The sequence below is a fragment of the Chitinimonas viridis genome (assembly GCF_030409555.1).
Classification (GTDB): domain Bacteria; phylum Pseudomonadota; class Gammaproteobacteria; order Burkholderiales; family Chitinimonadaceae; genus Chitinimonas; species Chitinimonas viridis.
In genome coordinates this window covers 210,061-226,909 of record NZ_JAUFPU010000004.1, presented here as the reverse complement: position 1 = coordinate 226,909, position 16,849 = coordinate 210,061, and the positions used below count along the sequence as shown (strand labels likewise).

At 60.1% G+C, this 16,849-nt stretch carries 15 protein-coding genes and 3 tRNA genes; 4 read left to right on the top strand and 14 right to left on the bottom strand.

Annotation, left to right across the window (positions count from 1 at the left end; genetic code table 11):
* Positions 1-55: 55 nt before the first annotated feature.
* The 5 genes from QWZ03_RS05145 to QWZ03_RS05125 form a co-directional block, all read right to left on the bottom strand.
* Positions 56-508 carry a hypothetical protein gene (locus tag QWZ03_RS05145; protein WP_290331758.1) on the bottom strand — a complete coding sequence of 151 codons (453 nt, stop codon included), beginning with the start codon at positions 506-508 and terminating at the stop codon, positions 56-58.
* 95 nt (positions 509-603) lie between these two features.
* Complete coding sequence (locus QWZ03_RS05140; RefSeq protein ID WP_290331757.1) at positions 604-2,469, bottom strand: M3 family metallopeptidase; 1,866 nt, start codon at positions 2,467-2,469, stop codon at positions 604-606.
* An 88-nt stretch (positions 2,470-2,557) separates the two neighbouring features.
* Entirely contained in the window at positions 2,558-2,818 is a 261-nt protein-coding gene (locus tag QWZ03_RS05135) for a hypothetical protein (RefSeq protein ID WP_290331756.1), read from the bottom strand.
* Positions 2,815-3,300 (bottom strand): RidA family protein, encoded by a 486-nt coding sequence (locus tag QWZ03_RS05130; protein ID WP_290331755.1) that lies wholly within the window; start codon positions 3,298-3,300, stop codon positions 2,815-2,817. Before QWZ03_RS05130 ends, QWZ03_RS05135 begins: the two co-directional genes overlap by 4 nt.
* Before the next feature lie 75 nt (positions 3,301-3,375).
* Positions 3,376-4,287, bottom strand: coding sequence for a LysR substrate-binding domain-containing protein (locus QWZ03_RS05125; RefSeq protein ID WP_290331754.1), 912 nt, complete (start codon positions 4,285-4,287; stop codon positions 3,376-3,378).
* Between the two features lie 264 nt (positions 4,288-4,551).
* Here QWZ03_RS05125 and QWZ03_RS05120 point away from each other — a divergent pair, with 264 nt between their 5' ends.
* Positions 4,552-5,406: a DUF2306 domain-containing protein gene (locus QWZ03_RS05120; protein WP_290331753.1), complete on the top strand. Its 855-nt coding sequence runs from the start codon at positions 4,552-4,554 to the stop codon at positions 5,404-5,406.
* 71 nt (positions 5,407-5,477) lie between these two features.
* Here the strand turns inward: QWZ03_RS05120 and QWZ03_RS05115 are convergent.
* The 3 genes from QWZ03_RS05115 to QWZ03_RS05105 all read right to left on the bottom strand — a co-directional run bounded on the left by QWZ03_RS05115 (position 5,478) and on the right by QWZ03_RS05105 (position 5,862).
* Positions 5,478-5,554 (bottom strand) — tRNA-Asp (locus QWZ03_RS05115).
* Between the two features lie 34 nt (positions 5,555-5,588).
* A tRNA-Val gene (locus QWZ03_RS05110) sits at positions 5,589-5,663 on the bottom strand.
* Between the two features lie 122 nt (positions 5,664-5,785).
* Positions 5,786-5,862, bottom strand: a tRNA-Asp gene (locus QWZ03_RS05105).
* 174 nt (positions 5,863-6,036) lie between these two features.
* On the opposite strand from QWZ03_RS05105, the gene QWZ03_RS05100 reads away from it, so the two are divergent.
* The 3 genes from QWZ03_RS05100 to gspE are packed head-to-tail and all read left to right on the top strand — an operon-like array spanning position 6,037 to position 10,486.
* Entirely contained in the window at positions 6,037-6,948 is a 912-nt protein-coding gene (locus tag QWZ03_RS05100) for a type II secretion system protein N (protein WP_290331752.1), read from the top strand.
* Entirely contained in the window at positions 6,945-9,017 is a 2,073-nt protein-coding gene (gene gspD, locus QWZ03_RS05095; protein WP_290331751.1) for a type II secretion system secretin GspD, read from the top strand. The genes QWZ03_RS05100 and gspD overlap by 4 nt, the downstream gene beginning before the upstream one ends.
* Complete coding sequence (gene gspE, locus QWZ03_RS05090; protein ID WP_284197507.1) at positions 9,014-10,486, top strand: type II secretion system ATPase GspE; 1,473 nt, start codon at positions 9,014-9,016, stop codon at positions 10,484-10,486. Before gspD ends, gspE begins: the two co-directional genes overlap by 4 nt.
* A 3-nt stretch (positions 10,487-10,489) precedes the next feature.
* On the opposite strand, the gene QWZ03_RS05085 is transcribed toward gspE, so the two are convergent.
* The 6 genes from QWZ03_RS05085 to QWZ03_RS05060 all read right to left on the bottom strand — a co-directional run bounded on the left by QWZ03_RS05085 (position 10,490) and on the right by QWZ03_RS05060 (position 16,665).
* Positions 10,490-11,395 carry a trypsin-like serine peptidase gene (locus QWZ03_RS05085; protein WP_290331750.1) on the bottom strand — a complete coding sequence of 302 codons (906 nt, stop codon included), beginning with the start codon at positions 11,393-11,395 and terminating at the stop codon, positions 10,490-10,492.
* A gap of 84 nt (positions 11,396-11,479) precedes the next feature.
* A complete protein-coding gene (locus tag QWZ03_RS05080) occupies positions 11,480-12,106 on the bottom strand; it encodes a JmjC domain-containing protein (protein WP_290331749.1) in 627 nt (208 codons plus the stop codon).
* Position 12,107: 1 nt separating this feature from the next.
* Positions 12,108-13,307 carry a SagB family peptide dehydrogenase gene (locus QWZ03_RS05075; RefSeq protein ID WP_290331748.1) on the bottom strand — a complete coding sequence of 400 codons (1,200 nt, stop codon included), beginning with the start codon at positions 13,305-13,307 and terminating at the stop codon, positions 12,108-12,110.
* A 223-nt stretch (positions 13,308-13,530) separates the two neighbouring features.
* Complete coding sequence (locus QWZ03_RS05070) at positions 13,531-14,607, bottom strand: aKG-HExxH-type peptide beta-hydroxylase (protein WP_290331747.1); 1,077 nt, start codon at positions 14,605-14,607, stop codon at positions 13,531-13,533.
* A 42-nt stretch (positions 14,608-14,649) separates the two neighbouring features.
* Positions 14,650-16,323, bottom strand: a complete 1,674-nt coding sequence (locus QWZ03_RS05065; protein WP_290331745.1) for a coiled-coil domain-containing protein — start codon at positions 16,321-16,323, stop codon at positions 14,650-14,652.
* Between the two features lie 42 nt (positions 16,324-16,365).
* A complete protein-coding gene (locus tag QWZ03_RS05060; RefSeq protein ID WP_290331744.1) occupies positions 16,366-16,665 on the bottom strand; it encodes a hypothetical protein in 300 nt (99 codons plus the stop codon).
* Positions 16,666-16,849 lie beyond the last annotated feature (184 nt).

Genomic DNA, 16,849 nt, shown 5'->3' with positions numbered 1-16,849 from the left:
TCCTGCGCACAGGTGGCGCAAATGGCAAATCGTGCGGGGCTCAAAACCAGGCCGGTTATTCCTTCGGTTGGCCTTGGCGTTCGCGCAATTTCCTGGCTTGCCTAATGCAAGAGACCAGCGCGAGAAGTGCCATCAGGCCCAATCCTATAGGTGCAGCAACCAGGATGACTGGCTGTGCTCCGATACTGATCAAGTCATAGCGCTGAAGCATGGCAACAGGAACTGTCATCAAGGCCGCCAGCATCAAAGGCTTTGCAGGGCTGTGTTGCCTTCTTATGGCGCACCAGAACGCATAAAAAATTGCACCGTACTGGATGTACTGAGTAATGACAGGCAGGGAAAAGGATGGCCCCGACAACAAGAGCTGCATCGAGGCCCTGCCTGTTGTCAGCAGCATCACCACTGCAACCAATGCGGCGATAGTGATACAGAACGCGGCGAGTATAGGAAGACTGTAAGGGCGGGTCGGGGGCGCCGTAGGATGGCTGACGGAATAGGGGGCGATCATGAGTCAAGCTTTGAAAAATTATGATTCATTGCGGAAGGGCGGATTGGGGATCCGCCCTTCAGGGTTACTGCGTTCAAGCGCTGCTTGCGTTACCGTTAGTGAACTGGCGCGGCGTAGTGCTCGCCCACCCAACGCTCGAATTGCTGGCACATGGCCGCTTCGGACTCGCTGCTGTCGGCCAGTACCTCGGCGCCATGCACGATGCGGATATGGGCATCGAGATTGTCGGGGTAGTCCTGCGGGTACTGACGTTCTGCGGCGGCGGCCATAGTGGCCTGGGCTTGAGTCCAGGCTTCCGCTACGGTCATATTGCAGTCATCCGCCAGATAGCGTGCCGAGAAGCCCTCGCCGGTGAGGCTGAGCAGGGTAGCGTTGTGGTTGATGCTGTTGCCCGGCACCCAGTAGTGCTGGGTCAGCAGGGGGCCGATGGCAGGGTTGTCAGTCAGGTAGCCGTAGCGGTTCAGGAAGTAGGCGCGTGTCTGGTAGACCGCCATATTGGCCAGCAGGTAGCCGTGATAGGCCGCGGCAGACTCCTGGTTGAGCAGATGGGGGATGGCCAGCAGGGGGCGAGGTCCTTCCACGCCCAGGATGCGTTGTTCTGTGCTGCGGGCCAGTGCCAGCACGGTCTCTGCGGTCAGACTGGCGTCGTCCAACTGGTATAGCGCCGATTCGAAGTATGAAACCACCGCGATACTGCGCTCACTGAAGGCGCGGAAGGGCTGATTGCATTCGATGCGGGCGTGGATCAAGGCATCCGGCATGGCTTCGCCCGCTGCATTGCGGGCATAGCGCTTGAGCCAGTCTGCGTCATCCAGCAGGCTGTCGCAGAACATGGACTGGGTTTCGGCGTAGGCCATGGAAGTGGGGGCGAACTCCTGCGAGAAGCAGGGGGAGTTCTGTGCCACATTGGCAAAGTGCGCCGCGTGGCCGCCTTCATGGAACAGGGTGGTGAGTGCGCGCCAGCCGCTACCTACCTGGTCGGGCTTGGCCTCGGCGGTAAAGTTGATCTGGCCGGCCACCCACTGTCCCTGCTCGTTGTAATAGGTGGGGATGGGGCCATGGCAAAAGCCATTCTGGTACTTGCCCTTGCGATCCAGCAGATCCAGCTGCAGGGTGGCGCCACGGTAGCGTATGCCGAGCCGGCGGAAGCTCTCCACCCAGCGCAGCAGGCCACGGCCGAAGGGCAGGTAGGGATCCATCTGCCTGACGACATCGCCGCTCATGTGAAAGCGCAGGTTCCATGGGGCGAGGGCGGTTTCACCCTTGGCCGCCTTCAGTTCGACCAGCGCGCGCGCGTTGGCGGTTTCGGTGCGGGCTACAAAGTCGTCCAGTATGTTGAACAGGGTCTCGCTGGACATCTGTTCGTTCTTGCGGACCTTGTAGTCGAAGTAGTCGCGGTAGCCCAGTGCCTGGGCAAAACGATTGCGCAGCTTGACGATGTCGAGAAAACCGTTGGCCAATACCCATTCTTCCAAGCCCCGGAAAGCGGCGAACGAGGACTGGCGGCGCGCTTCGACCGGGTTGAGCGACATATTGGTCGCCAGCGAGGACAGGGTGGCTTCTTCTTCCATGCCCTGTTCGTTGATGTGCTTGAGCACCAGCGCCTTGCGCCGGCTGAACAGGGTGGATTCGGCTTCGACCAATTGCTGCATCAGTTCCCGCGCCTGGTCGTTGTCGACGATATTGCTCTCGAACAGGGCAACCCAGCCTTGGAGCCCATGCAGCAGGGCGTCGCGCGCTGCGCTTGCTGGTGCCTGCTCGACTGCGGCTAAGTGCTGGCGGGTGGCGAGCAGCCTGTCAGGGTCGGAGATAAATGACTTGTAGGCCATTTCGGCCTGGGCGAAACCGGCGTGATCGTCGCTGGTGGCCATATAGGTCGTCCAGAACAGGTCTTCCTTGGACTTGTGGACGTTCAGGTAGTCGCGGTTCAGTTGCTCGAAGAATAAACGGGCGTTTTCCACTGCTGGGATCTCGGTCTGGTGTAGAGGGGGCTACCTTGTGGGTAAACAAGGATAGCCCCATTCCACGGCGTAGACACGTAGCGCGAACTCAATCGGCGTCCAGCAGTAGCCCAGCCGCATCCAGCCGTTGTTTGACTGTTGCAAAATCCTCCGCGTACTCCCAGTACATCATCCGCCCGAATGCGCCGGTGACCAGCAGATAGCGTTCGGTAATCGACTGGATGCGCTCGATGCGTATGAGTTTTTCGGCAAACTCGGTGGCTGCGGCATGCTCGACGATTTCCTGCTGCTGGCTATCGTAGCCATGTACCAGCATGGCAGCGCGTACCTTGAGATGGATGAAGGTCATGATGTCTGTCCGGTGGTGGGGTGCAGTTCGACGATAGCCTCGATCTCCACGGCCGCGCCGCGTGGCAGGCTGGCGACGCCTACGGTGGTCCGGGCGTGTTGGCCGGCCTCGCCGAACAGGGTGACCATCAGGGCCGAGGCGCTATTGCCAACCTGGCTGTGCTGCGTGAAATCGGCTGTGGCAGCAACAAAGATCGTGAGCTTGACGATGCGGCTGACCCTTTCCAGCCGGCCCTGCAATGCCTGATCCAGTTGTTGCAGCACATTGAGGGCGCTCAGTTCGGCAGCCTGCTGGCCCTCGGCCAGATTGAACTGTTCGCCCAGGCGGCCCAAAAAGCGGGCATCACCCCATTTGGGCAGTTGGCCGGAGACAAACAGCAGGTTGCCGCTTTGTACGGCAGATACATAGTGCTCAGATGAGGGCTGGGTGGGCGGCGGTGGGTTCAGGCACAGCACGGCCAGGCGTTGTGCAAGGTTGGGCATGGTGGTGTTCCTGTGTGGATGACAGGCGCCATGCTAGGTGTGGCGTGGTAGGCAGACAAACGCGTAGTTTGCGGCTTATGTATCTATCTGGCTCATGCGTTGCGTCGTCTGCTGTGCCTCTGCCAGCAGCCAGTCGCAGAACACGGTTAATGCAGGTGATCGCTTGCCGTGGGTGAGCAACCAATAGGCGATCTCGCCGCGTGCCACGATATCGGGCATCAACGGCACCAGTTGGCCGCTGGCCAGAATATCGGCCAGCATGGCTAGGCGGCCCATGGCAATGCCCTGGCTGTTGAGCGTGGCCTGTAGCACGATGTTGTAGTCGGTCAGCATATGCAACGGGCCATGCAGCACAGTGCCGGTCAAGCTGGCCCAACTGTCCCATTCTGATGGCGGACGGGTGCGAGAGGTCAACCTGGGGCAGGACGCGAGGTCTGCCGGATGCAGCAGCGTAGGCAGTGTGGCGCGGTAGGCAGGGCTGCAGACGGGCGTCAGCTGTTCCCTCAGCAGCAGTTGCACTTCGCTGCCGGGCCAGTCTCCTTGGCCATAGCGTATGGCTAGATCGACGCCGCCTGGGCCTACCTCGGCTTTGACCAGGGCCGGGTCGAGCATAATTTCTATATCAGGATGTGCTGCCTGAAAGCGTGGCAGGCGTGGCACCAGCCAATGGGCAGCAAATGAGGGCAGCAGGCTGACGCGCAACTGGCATCGCTGGGTTTCCCGCGCGGCTCGGGATCCGGCGGCCAGCAGATCCAGGGCCTGGCTGGCATGGGCCAGCAGCACCGTGCCTGCCGGTGTCAGGGCGATGGCGCGGGTGCGGCGTACGAACAGTGGCGTACCCAGCTCGTCCTCAAGCTGCCTGATATGGTGGCTGATGGCACTCTGGCTGACCGACAATTCAAGGGCTGCCCGGCTGAAGCTGAGGTGACGGCCGGCGGACTCGAAGGCACGCAGGCCATGCAAAGAGGGGAGGTGGCGCTTAGACATGCCCTCATTGTGGCGGGAGAGGCATGAGTGGGCAAAGCCTAGTGCAGGCAAGCCATGGCTGCGCAGATGGCTGTGGGTTCAGGTACGGGGCGACCTTGGTGGATCATGGGCTTCAAGCAGCAGCGCCAATTCGCGGGCAGGCTGCGGTGTATCGGCGCTTGCTGCATTTCAGTTCACGCTTTCTGCGCTCTGTCCTATGCACCTGTATTTCACGCAGCTGGGGTCCGATAGTGCTGGCTATCTTGACCCCTGCGGGAGCGCATCATGACCCTGGAAGCATCCGTCACGGTACCTGTCGAGCAACACCATGCCATGGGACGGCGGGCAGACATGCTGTCGCGGCGCGCCCTGGATTGGTCTGTACGCGCCTGTTACGGCATCGTGCTGCTGGGCCAGTTGCTGTTTGTGGCCTATCTGCTGCTGTTTTATGTGGGGCATGCCTTGCGTGGGCAGTTCGAAGTCTGGAACAAGGTGGTGCCCCGTGGCTATGTGCCTGGCGATACCTTGGCGAATGTCATGATGGGCTTGCATGTGATGCTGGCGGCCGTGGTGATTGCCGGTGGATTGCTGCAACTGCTGCCTTGGTTGCGGCGCCGTTTGCCAGCCTTGCACCGCTGGAATGGACGCGTCTATGTCCTGGCGGCATTGGCGGTTGCGGGGGCAGGGCTCTACTTGATCTGGGTGCAGGGTAGGGCCGGTGCGCTCCCCTTGCATCTGGGATTGACACTCAATGCCTGCCTGATCTTGTTCTTTGGCGCCCAGGCTTGGCGCGAGGGGTGGCGACGCAATATCGAGGCACATCGGCGCTGGGCCTTGCGCTTGTTCATGGTGGTGAGCGGGGTGTGGTTCTTCAGGGTGGCGCTGATGTTCTGGGTGATAGCCAGTGGTGGCCCGGTTGGTTTCGACCCGGATACGGGCACCGGGCCGACACTCGATGTACTGGCTTTTGCCAACTACCTGCTGCCCTTGGCCGTGCTGGAGGCGGTTTTCTACGCGCAGTCCCGCGCCAAAGCCAGAGGGCGCTGGGTGGTTGCCGGGCTGTTGGCGGTGATGAGTTTGGCCATGCTGGTGGGTATTGCCGTCGCGGCCATGGCCATGTGGCTCCCCTGGATGCGCTGAAGAGGTCAGTAGCGGTTGCGCAGGCGTGGAAAAGCAAAAAGCCCAGTCTTGCGACTGGGCTTTTGCATTGTTGGCGGAGTGGACGGGACTCGAACCCGCGACCCCCGGCGTGACAGGCCGGTATTCTAACCAACTGAACTACCACTCCTATGTATCAAGCCTTGCGGCTATCAACACTGACTTGGTGGGCGATACTGGGATCGAACCAGTGACCCCTGCCGTGTGAAGGCAGTGCTCTACCCCTGAGCTAACCGCCCGAAATCTGTTGTTCCCGATTTCGGAAAGGCGCGCATTGAATCACGCCTGATCAAACCGCGTCAAGTCTTTCGCTGTTTGACCGGGTTACTGCGAAACTGCCTGGCAATAACCCTGAATAAGTTGGCGGAGTGGACGGGACTCGAACCCGCGACCCCCGGCGTGACAGGCCGGTATTCTAACCAACTGAACTACCACTCCTAAACTACGACTGCTGTTCTGCTGCTGTCTCGTTGCGGGCTGTGCCGTGCAGCGAGGGGGCGGATTAAAGCATGGCGATTCGGGATGTGTCAACACTCCTGCAACAAGATGACGCTGCGATGGCGGCTGGCCGGGCTTGCTGATATAAATGCCGGCTCCCGCACGCTGTATATAGTGCGCAACCTGTTTCAGAACCGTTTCCAGCCTGCCCGGATGATTGTCTCTCTACCCGCTACGCCTTGGTTCTACCGCTGTATCAATGCGGCCCTGCTGCTGGTCGTGGCCTGGCTATTGGCTGGCCTGATCTGGCTGGTGCTTTCGCCCCGTCCTTTGCCGCCTGTGGCGGCGCCCGCCACAGTTGTTGCGCAGGCGCCCACGCTGGATACATCGGCCTTGAATGGCCTGTTTGCCGGCCCCAGCAACAATACTGGCGATATTCAGCCTTCCACTCTCAATATGAAGTTGCGCGGTGTGATTGCGAATGCCGATCCGGCTGCTGCGGTGTTCGAGCGTCCTGGCATGCCCGCACTGGCTGTGCGGCTGGGTGATGAGCTGGAAGGCGGCATACGCTTGAAGGAAGTTTTCACCGACCATGTGGTGCTGGACAACCGTGGCCGGTTGGAGCGCATGGATCTGGACGCCAAGCCGGCGGCCAGCGGCGTGTTGCCTGCCGATGCACCCCCGCCACAGATGGACGGCAATCTGATTACTGAAGCGCCGCCCATGCGTGCGTTGCCGCCCAATGGCGAAATCCGTGGCGGCGATGAGCGCATCCTGAGCCGTCAGGCCTTGATGTCTGGCATGCAGAGCCTGAACGTGGCCGACTGGGCCCGTGGCCTGGCCGATGCCCCTAACGGTAATGGTATTGCTGTGGAAGATGCCGCAGCACAGCCACTGGCCGGCCCGTTGGGCCTGCAGAGCGGCGATGTAATACAGGCGGTAAATGGCGCACCGCTTAATCGTACTGGCGACATCTCGGCGCTTTATGGCGCTTTCAGTCGCGCCCCCAATATCACCGTCGACATCCTGCGCAATGGCACCCATATGAGCCTGCGCTTCCGTATCGAGAGCCTCCCCTCCTCATGAAGAAAATCAAGACAGTTGCCCTCGCCCTAATGCTGGCTACGCAAGTCATGGCGGCCGATGACAGGGTGATGCTCAATTTCGTGAATTCGGATATCGAATCGACCGTGAAGGCTGTTGGCTTGATCACGGGCAAGAACTTCGTACTGGACCCACGGGTGAAGGGCACCGTGAATATCGTTTCCTCCAGCCCGGTGCGGCAGAAGGAAGTCTACGAGATACTGCTCTCGGCCCTGCGTCTCCAAGGCTTTGCCGTGGTTGAGACCCCTGGTGCGGTGCGCATCGTGCCTGAGGCCGATGCCAAGCAGAACTATGGCATCACCATCAACCAGAAGATGAATGTGAGCGGTGACCGCATCATCACCCAGATCTATCCGCTCAAGCATGAATCGGCTGCCCAGCTGGTACCCATACTGCGGCCCCTGGTGACACCCAATAATTCGATTGCCGCCTATACCGCGTCCAACGTGCTGGTGATTACCGACTACGCCGATAACATCAAGCGCCTGAACCAGATTATCGCCAATATCGACCAGCCTGCCGGTAACGATCTGGTCACCCTGCAGCTCAAGTACGCATCAGCGCTGGATGTGGCGCAGATGATAGGCCGCCTGATGCCGGAGACCAGTGTGGCGGGCGTGGCGGCGGTTGCGATACCCGGCGCGCAGCTCGAAGGTGTGAAGAAAACTACGGTGGTGGCGGATACCCGCGCCAACGCCCTGATCGTGCGTGGCGATAATCCGGCGCACCTGGCGCAGATCAAGCGCATCGTCGATGGCCTGGATGTGCAGAGCGCCGCCGGCGGCAATATCCATGTGGTGTACCTGAAGAATGCCAATGCCACCAAGCTGGCCGCGACGCTCAAGGCCATCCTGACTGGCGGCGATGTGCCGCAGCAAGCGCCAAGCGGTTTTACCAGTGTTGCCAGCGGTGGTTCGGCTACCGGTGTGCCCAGCGCGGCGCCTCAGGCCAGTGCGGGTGGGGGTGCGGCCAGTGGTGGTGGACAGGTTTCGCCGGGGGTGGCCATCCAGGCTGACCCCACCACCAATGCGCTGATCGTGACTGCGCCCGACAACATCTTCAATAACATCCGTGCGGTGATCGACAAGCTTGATGCGCGCCGTGCGCAGGTCTATGTCGAGGCCATGATTGCCGAAGTCTCGGTGACCAAGGCGGGCGAATTCGGTGTGCAATGGTTGGTCGGTGGCGGTGGCAGCAAGGTCAACGCCATAGGCCTGGGCAATCTGGGTACCGACAAGGCATCGAATACCCTGGGTGCCATCGCTACTGCCGTTGGCAGCAAGAACTACGCCAATCTGCCGCTGGGCCTGTCGCTGGGCCTGGTCAATGGCAGCCTGGATGGCAGCGGCAAGACACCGACCCTGGGCATGATCGCCACGGCGATCGAGGCCAATGGCGACGGTAATGTGCTGTCCATGCCCAATCTGCTGACGCTGGACAACGAAGAAGCCAAGATACTGGTGGGCCAGAACATCCCCATCATTACCGGGACGCAGTCCTCCACCGGCGCCAATCAAAACCCGTTCACCACGGTGGAACGCAAGGACGTGGGTATACAGCTGAAGATACGGCCGCAGGTATCCGAGGGCGGTGCTATTACCCTGGAAGTCTCGCAGGAGGTTTCCAGCATCGATGACGGCATTTCGACCTCCGGCACCGGTTTTGTCACCAAGAAGCGCACCATAGACTCCAAGGTGCTGGTGGATGACGGCCAGGTGATTGTGCTGGGTGGGCTGATAGAGAACAACCTGAAGCAGAAGAACAACAAGGTGCCGCTGCTGGGGGATATCCCGCTGCTGGGCAGTTTGTTCCGCTACGAGGGCCGCGAAAGCAAGCGGACCAACCTGATGGTGTTCCTGCGTCCCGTCATTTTGCGTGACGGCAAGAGTGCCGCTGCACTCAGCAATGACCGCTACCAGATGCTGCAAGAGGCACAAGGTGCCTATCAACAGGACAGCCGTCTGATGTTGCCCGACCTGCCTACGGTTTCGCTGCCGGTGCTGGATGTGCGGCAGCCCAAGCCAACCGCCGCTGAGCCTGCCCAGCCATGAACTACCGCCGCCTGGCCAACTATGGCTTTGCCCGTAACCGTGGTGTGGTAGACATTGCCGAGCACGAAGGCATGGTCGAGGTATTGATGCGCGAAGGCGCCGATACCAGCGGCCTGATGGAATTGCGACGCCTGCTGGGCCGTGCCGTGAAAGTGGAGATGCTGGACAGCGGCGCATTCGATGCCAAGCTGGCCCAGCTGTTTTCGCGCCAGGACAGCCACTCGGCGGATGTGGCCGAGGATGTCGCTGCCGATCTGGACCTGAGCCGCCTGGCGCAGGATCTCCCAGCCATCGAAGACCTGCTGGAAACCGAAGACGATGCCCCCATCATTCGTCTGATCAATGCCTTGCTGACCGAGGCCTTGCGCGAAGGGGCGTCCGATATCCATATCGAACCGTTCGAGACCCGTTCGGTGGTGCGCTTCCGTATCGATGGCAAGCTCAAGGATGTGATCGAGCCCAAGCGCCAGCTGCATGCTGCCATCGTCTCCCGTATCAAGGTGATGGCCAATCTCGATATATCCGAGAAGCGCCTGCCCCAGGATGGTCGCATTACCCTACGGATTGCAGGTCGGCCGGTGGATGTGCGGGTATCGACCCTGCCGACCGGCCACGGTGAGCGGGCTGTGTTGCGTTTGCTGGATAAGTCGGCTGGCCGGCTTGACCTGGAAAAGCTGGGCATGGCCGGGCGTACGCTGGATATCATGCACAAGCTGATTGCCGAACCACACGGCATTGTGTTGGTGACCGGCCCTACTGGTTCGGGCAAGACCACCACGCTGTATGCCGCACTGGCGGCGATGGATGCGTCGTCCACCAATATCATGACGGTGGAAGACCCGATCGAGTATGACCTGGACGGTGTAGGCCAGACCCAGGTGAATGCCCGTATCGAGATGAGTTTCTCCCGCGCCCTGCGTGCCATTCTGCGGCAGGACCCGGACGTGATCATGATAGGCGAAATCCGTGACCTGGAGACCGCGCAGATCGCCGTACAGGCCTCGCTGACCGGCCACCTGGTGCTGGCTACTATCCATACCAACGATGCACCCGGTGCAGTGACCCGTATGGTGGATATGGGCATCGAACCCTTCCTGCTGGCTTCATCGCTGATCGGTGTGTTGGCACAGCGCCTGTACCGGCAACTGTGCCCATCCTGCAAACAGCCCTATACGCCTGACGACGCCGAGATGGCTGTGCTGGGTATCACCACGCCACAAGCGCTGTACCACGCTGTCGGTTGCGAGCATTGCAACTACCTGGGTTACAAAGGCCGGGCCGGGGTGTACGAGCTGTTGACTGTGGACGATGAGATACGCCACTTGATACATGATGGCGCCAGCGAAGCCCGCATACGGGAGCACGCAAGTACCCTGGGTATGAGCAGCCTGCGGTTGGATGGGATTACCCATGTGCTGGCTGGCAAGACCACGCTGGAGGAAGTGCTGCGGGTAACGCGGGAGGGGTAAGCCTCAGGCGAACGCCGCCTGTAGGTCCTGCCAGATGGCACTGATCCGTATTCCCTCGTTTACCACCACCTGCCCAGTGCCTGCTGAATCCACCGGCACTGCGGCATGGTGCAGGGCAACCAGTTGCCATTCGTCATTGAAGACCGGCGCGCCTGATGAGCCCGGTGCGGTATCAGTGGTGTAGTGCAACCACTGGTCGAACACATCGACCACCGCGTTTTCTCGAATACTGATGGTCTGCGGGCGGCCGCCGGCGTGCTGCACGATATTGACATGTTCGCCGATCAGCGCCTTGCCACTGGCGGAAAGCAGGGGCAGGTAGCCATAGTCGGCCGTGGTGCGGGTAGCGCTTTCTCCCTCAACCCCTACCAGGGTGAAGTCCAGGGCTTCGCTGGTATAGAAAAAGAAGTCAGGCCGTAGCCTGAACGACTGCCATGCGGTACTGGCGGCCTGCGGAGCGCCCTCGAAGAAACCCAGTTCTATCACGGCATTGCTGGCGACTGCGCTGGAATCCAGTACATGGTTATTGGTCATTACCAGATGGCTGCCCACCAGGGCACCTGTTCCATATCGCTCACCACTGCCGGACATGCTGACCACGATGCGGCCAACGGCACGCGCAGCGGCCTCGCCTTGCGCAAGAAATCGCCGCGGCAGCATATCGTCTGTGCCGATGATGGCTTCGAACAGCTTTCTGCTGGCATTGTTGTCCACACCCAGGACGGGTGCCAGATCGTAGCGTTCCAGCAGACGGGCACGCTCCAGTTGGCGTGGTATGGATTCGATGAAACTAGGGTCAGGCTCACCCCCGGCCAGCAATTCGCTCAGTCCCCATAGGCGGCTCTGGCGCACCTGTTTCCGGGCCATGCAGCGCATCGTGGCACCCAATGCTGCGGTTTCGTAGTCCATGATCTGATACCTCGGTTCGCCGTAGGGCTGGCGGTGGTTGGGCAACTGACGGTAGGGCAACTGCTGGGCGGCAAGGGGTGGGCATCAGTCCACCTCGGCCGGCGCGGCCAGCGTAGCGGAGATGGAGCCTGCGCTCGAGTAGGTGGCATGCCAGGCGGCTTTTTGGATCAGCAGCCAATCGCCGGGTTTGAGCAGCACGAAAATGAAGTCATCCGGCACGGTGAGCCTAGTGCCGTCGTAGTCCACCCAGTTACGAGCCGGGTCGGCGACGCAGTTGCGGTGCGGGTTCGCGATGGCAGGTGTTTTGGACACCATCCACAATTTACGGCCCACCAACTGGACGATGACGACGGTACGCGTGTCAAAGTGGGTGGGTGATCCGGTACCGGGCTGTGAGACATAGGCGTTGACGCGATCTACCGTGAAGGCCGGCAGTCCGGCTGGTTTTAGCAAGGTGGTCAGCGCGGGCACCACGGATTCAAGGTTCATGTAGCAACGGGTACCTTGTAGCCCCAGCCCTGGGTTGCCATCGGGCAGCAATAGCTCCTGATGCTCGCCATGCTGCGATGAAAGTAGGATCTTGCAGGGGCTGGCACTCAGGCCCTGGTGCATGGCCTCGTCCACCTGTGGGCTCAGTACCTTGGGATCGGTACCGGTAAGGGCGCCCAGTGAGACGCACGCATTCAGCTCGGTATCGGCGGCGGAGTCCACGTCACGACCCCTCCACGCCGTTGGGATTTTCGGCTCTGGGCCGGGCATGGATGGCAATATCCGGTTCCAGCTGGCCTACGCCGGTAACGGATAGTACCGGCTCCTTGGCGGGGTTCAGGCCCAACATCTCCTCGAAGATCTCGTCCCTGAGGGCTGCCGTGGTGAAAGCACCCAGGCCGAGCCAGGTCGCGGTCAGGAAGGCCGATTGGCCGGTATATCCCACTTCATACATGACGGCGCGCGCCACCCGGGAGTAATCGTATTTCCAGGCTGTTCTGGGGAGGAAAGCAGTGCAAAGGAAGATCACGCTGGCCTCTGCGACCCAGGCCTGATCGCCGCAGGCCTCGATGATCCAGCTGGCGGGGTTGTCCTGCGATAGCACTTCCAGGCCATGCCGCCGTACCGAGTAGTGGTAGCAGCCCGGCGGAACGCCCTCCACATTCAGAACGATGGGGTAGACCTCGATGGGATGCAGGGAGCCACCGCTGGGAGAGGTCTTGCGGACGAACACATCGCCGAGCGGGTTGGGTTCGAAGTCAGTCATACCCCAGCTGTAGTACAGCAGGGTGGAAAGTTCGGCTTCGGAAATCGGTGCGGATGCGTATCGCCTTGCCGTGCGTCGCTTGAGCATCACGCTGGTAAACGAAGTCGCACCCTCGCTCTCTTCCCGGCGTGGTGCCGGTAGCGGCCGGAAGGGGGCATCTACCCGCTCATAGAAGGCAGATGGCTGACGGTAAAGTACGGCTTTCTGCGCCAACGCCTCATAGAACTCGGCAGGAACCGCATAAATGGTGTCTCGCCGTGTCCGGGTGTCGTTGATGTAGCGCATCGCCGCTTTCCAGCCACCGCCCGGCTCGGCTAGGCGGGCGGCACTCCAGTCTACCTTTTGGGTCATCAACACGCCGATATCCAGCAGCCCGTTCATGATGTCGAGCAAGGTGGACATGCGCTCTGCCTCATCCTCCAAGCCGAAGTCAAATTGCAGTAGATCCTGCAGGTGGGTCCAGTGGATCAATTGGTTCAATACAGGCTCGGCTTGCTTGGTGTATCGTCGGTATGCACCGGTCCTGGCGTTGCTCACCACGATTTGCTCACCGTCCATGGCGACGGCGAATTCATCGGAGAAGCGCAAGTCAGTGGGTTCGGCCTGCCATACCGCAGGGTTGACTGGCGTTTCGGATAAGTCTGCTTGTTCTGGCATCTTGGCCTCCAGCGTATAAGCCTGTCATGTGCTTGTGAGTGGAAGGCGTTTACCGGCAGGGCTGCGGGATGCAGACCATGCCAGCGGATTACGCACTGCCAACAAAACGGTGCAATGCCCGACAAGGACAGCAGGGAGCGACGGCCATATTCCGCATGAGCGTCGCTCCCAAACCCCTGCAGGGATAGAAGGAATCTAGCCCGTCAAGCCGGCCAGGCAATCGTTATTGCACCTTGCGATAGACACCAAAAACCTGCTCCCGCAGTGCTGCCATATCGTTGCCCAGCGCCTGCACCAGCAACTTGCCCTGCTCGGTCAGCTGTTCTTCTGATGCCAGCATGGGCAGGGCCAGCATGCAGCCCAGCAGTATCAGCATCGAACGCTGATGGCATTCCTGTGCGCTAGTGGGGTCCTCCAGCCCCCGCCGCCAGTAGTACTTCGCCAGCAAGGCATAGATGTAGAAGGCGTGCAGAAAGCCGAACAAGTCGCGTTGGGAGCCTGACCAGGGCAAAACGTAATTGGCCTCCAGCGGCGTGTCCGGCTTGGTCAGTGGCGTGAGTTCGGCAAGCCGATACAGCACCTGATGGCCTGTTTCGTGTACCACGGACTCTTCGATATCCAGCACCGATTCATCCATGTTGCCGAGATACACCACGCCGGAGTAGCGTGCTGCCGAACAACTGCGGAACGATGCATCGGGGAAGTAGCCGATGATTTTGACCAGATCCAGCACCTGCTCCTTGAGTTCTGGCCAGGCACGTCCTATCTGCTCCAGCGCGATGCCCAGCAAGTCTGCCTGCATGCCCAGCGGGTGCCCGGCAGCCAGTTCGTCTTGGCTGCTATGGGAGAAGTCATAGGTGGGCGGGGTGGCTGCCTTGATATAGGGATCGATATCGTATTGCTGTAGGCGGATGCTGCTGCCGCGCACATATCGTTCTCCTTGCCCACTCACTTGTTGCTGCACCCTTAGTAACAGGTCAGGCAGGTTCTCGCAGTGCTGCAGCACCTCCTGCTCCCGGCCATTTGCCGCGGCCCGGTGCAGGAAGCGCAGCCAGGTGGCAAATACTGGGTCATCGAAGATGCTGGCAGCGAAGGAGGTGTCCTCCTGCAGTTTTTCCATCAATTCGCGATCAACTGTCGGTAGCCCTGCCGAACGGCAGATACGTTCGCACTCGCCCAAGGTTTCCAGGCTCAATGCGATGCGCTGCTTGAAGTGTTCTTCCCGCATCGCGGCGAACGCTGCCCGACTCGCATCGGGCTGAAAAGTGGATTGCCAAACCGGCATGTTTTCTGTGCTCATGGCGAAACCCTCACGATGAGAATCGGGTGTTGGCGAAGTCTGCTACTGAGGCTTGTCCAGGATGGCCGCCAGGTTTCTGAGGCTGTCCATGCCGCCGGGGGGCTGCTGATCCAGTGAAGCAGATAAGTCCTGCAACTTGCGGGTACCCCCCTGTTGCTGCTGCTGATCAAGCAACGCAGCCAAGTCCTGCAGTTTGCTTAGTCCTTGCTGTTGCTGCTGATCCAGCAAGGCGGCCAAGTCTTGCAGTTTGCGGGCGCCACCTTGTTGTTGCTGTTGATCCAGCAGCGCAGCCAAGTCCTGGAGCTTGCCTAGGCCTTGTTGTTGCTGCTGATCCAGCAATGCAGCCAAATCCTGCAACTTGCGGGATCCCTGTTGCTGCTGCTGGTCAAGAATGGCTGCCAGATCCTTGAGCTTGCCCAGGCCTTTCTGTTGTTGCTGCTGGTCAAGCAGTGCGACCAGATCCTGCAGCTTGCCTAGTCCTTTTTGCTGCTGCTGTTGATCGAGTAACGCCGCCAGATCCTGCAGCTTGCCTAGTCCTTTTTGCTGCTGCTGTTGATCGAGTAACGCCGCCAGATCCTGCAGCTTGCCTAGTCCTTTTTGCTGCTGCTGTTGATCGAGTAACGCCGCCAGGTCCTGCAGCTTGCCCAGGCCTTTCTGCTGTTGTTGCTGATCAAGCAATGCAGCCAGATCTTGCAGCTTGCGCATGCCACCCTGTTGTTGTTGCTGATCAAGGATGGCGGCCAGGTCTTCCAGTTTGCGCGTGCCGCCCTGCTGCTGTTGCTGATCAAGGATGGCGGCCAGGTCTTGCAGCTTGCGCATGCCACCTTGTTGCTGCTGCTGATCGAGGATGGCGGCGAGATCCTGCAACTTGCGCATGCCGCCTTGCTGTTGTTGCTGATCGAGAATGGCGGCCAGATCCTGTAGCTTGCGGGAGCCCTGCTGTTGCTGTTGGTCAAGTATGGCGGCGAGATCCTGTAGCTTGCCTAGTCCCTTCTGTTGTTGCTGTTGATCAAGCAAGGCGGCTAGGTCTTGCAATTTGCGCGATCCCTGTTGCTGTTGCTGATCAAGGATGGCAGCAAGGTCTTTCAGTCTGCCCAGGCCTTTCTGCTGTTGTTGCTGATCAAGCAATGCCGCCAGATCTTGGAGCTTGCGTGTGCCTTGTTGCTGTTGCTGATCGAGTATGGCGGCCAGGTCTTCCAGCTTGCGCGTACCGCCTTGTTGCTGTTGTTGGTCGAGGATGGCGGCGAGATCCTGCAGTTTGCGCATGCCGCCTTGCTGCTGTTGTTGATCGAGGATGGCGGCGAGATCCTGCAGTTTGCGCATGCCGCCTTGTTGCTGTTGTTGGTCTAGGATGGCAGCGAGATCCTGTAGCTTGCGCATACCGCCTTGCTGCTGCTGTTGATCGAGGATGGCGGCGAGATCCTTTAGTTTGCCAATACCCTTTTGCTGCTGTTGCTGATCAAGCAAAGCCGCCAAGTCTTGCAGCTTGCGGGAACCCTGTTGCTGCTGCTGGTCGAGTATGGCGGCCAGGTCCTGTAGTTTGCGTGAGCCCTGTTGCTGTTGTTGATCGAGGATGGCGGCAAGATCCTGTAACTTGCGCATACCTCCTTGCTGTTGCTGCTGATCAAGGATGGCGGCCAAGTCCTGTAGCTTCTGTGCGCCGCCGGGCTGAGATGAGGCGGTCAAGGCCTCAAGAACTTCGAGCAATTTCTGCATTTCATCCTCCCGATTGGGGTAGTTCAGAGATAAAAGCAGTTCCTAGAGCCGCGCGTGTGCTGCCTGCGGCTCATGCTGCTTTGCTGTTGTGCCCGTCAATGCATGCTCCCTGATGTCGCCTTGTTGTCGTTTGATGGCGTCGACACGAAGGTGTCGCCCAAAAAACTCGGCGATGCTGATCAGCTTGTCACCAGGTAATGATGTGAGGACTGCAAGGTCGTCCTCTGACAAAGGGAGTCCGATAGACTCGGCGGCGGTGCGCGGCGACTGCAGAAAAAGCTCGACATATGGACGGTCCAGCAATACCCGAACCAGCACCTGAATCGTGGCGCTTGCATCCATTGCGCATCCTCCTAATGCCACAGTCTCTTGACTGTACGGCTGACGCGCTGTCCAAGGGAACGAAGCATGCTGCCCGCTTCATGTCTTGCATGCGCGATCAGGGCCGAACCAACTTGTCTCTGCTGTGGATGCCTCAGACTAGCAACCTCTTGCCGCTGACGCATCATCCATACTGATGAAGGGG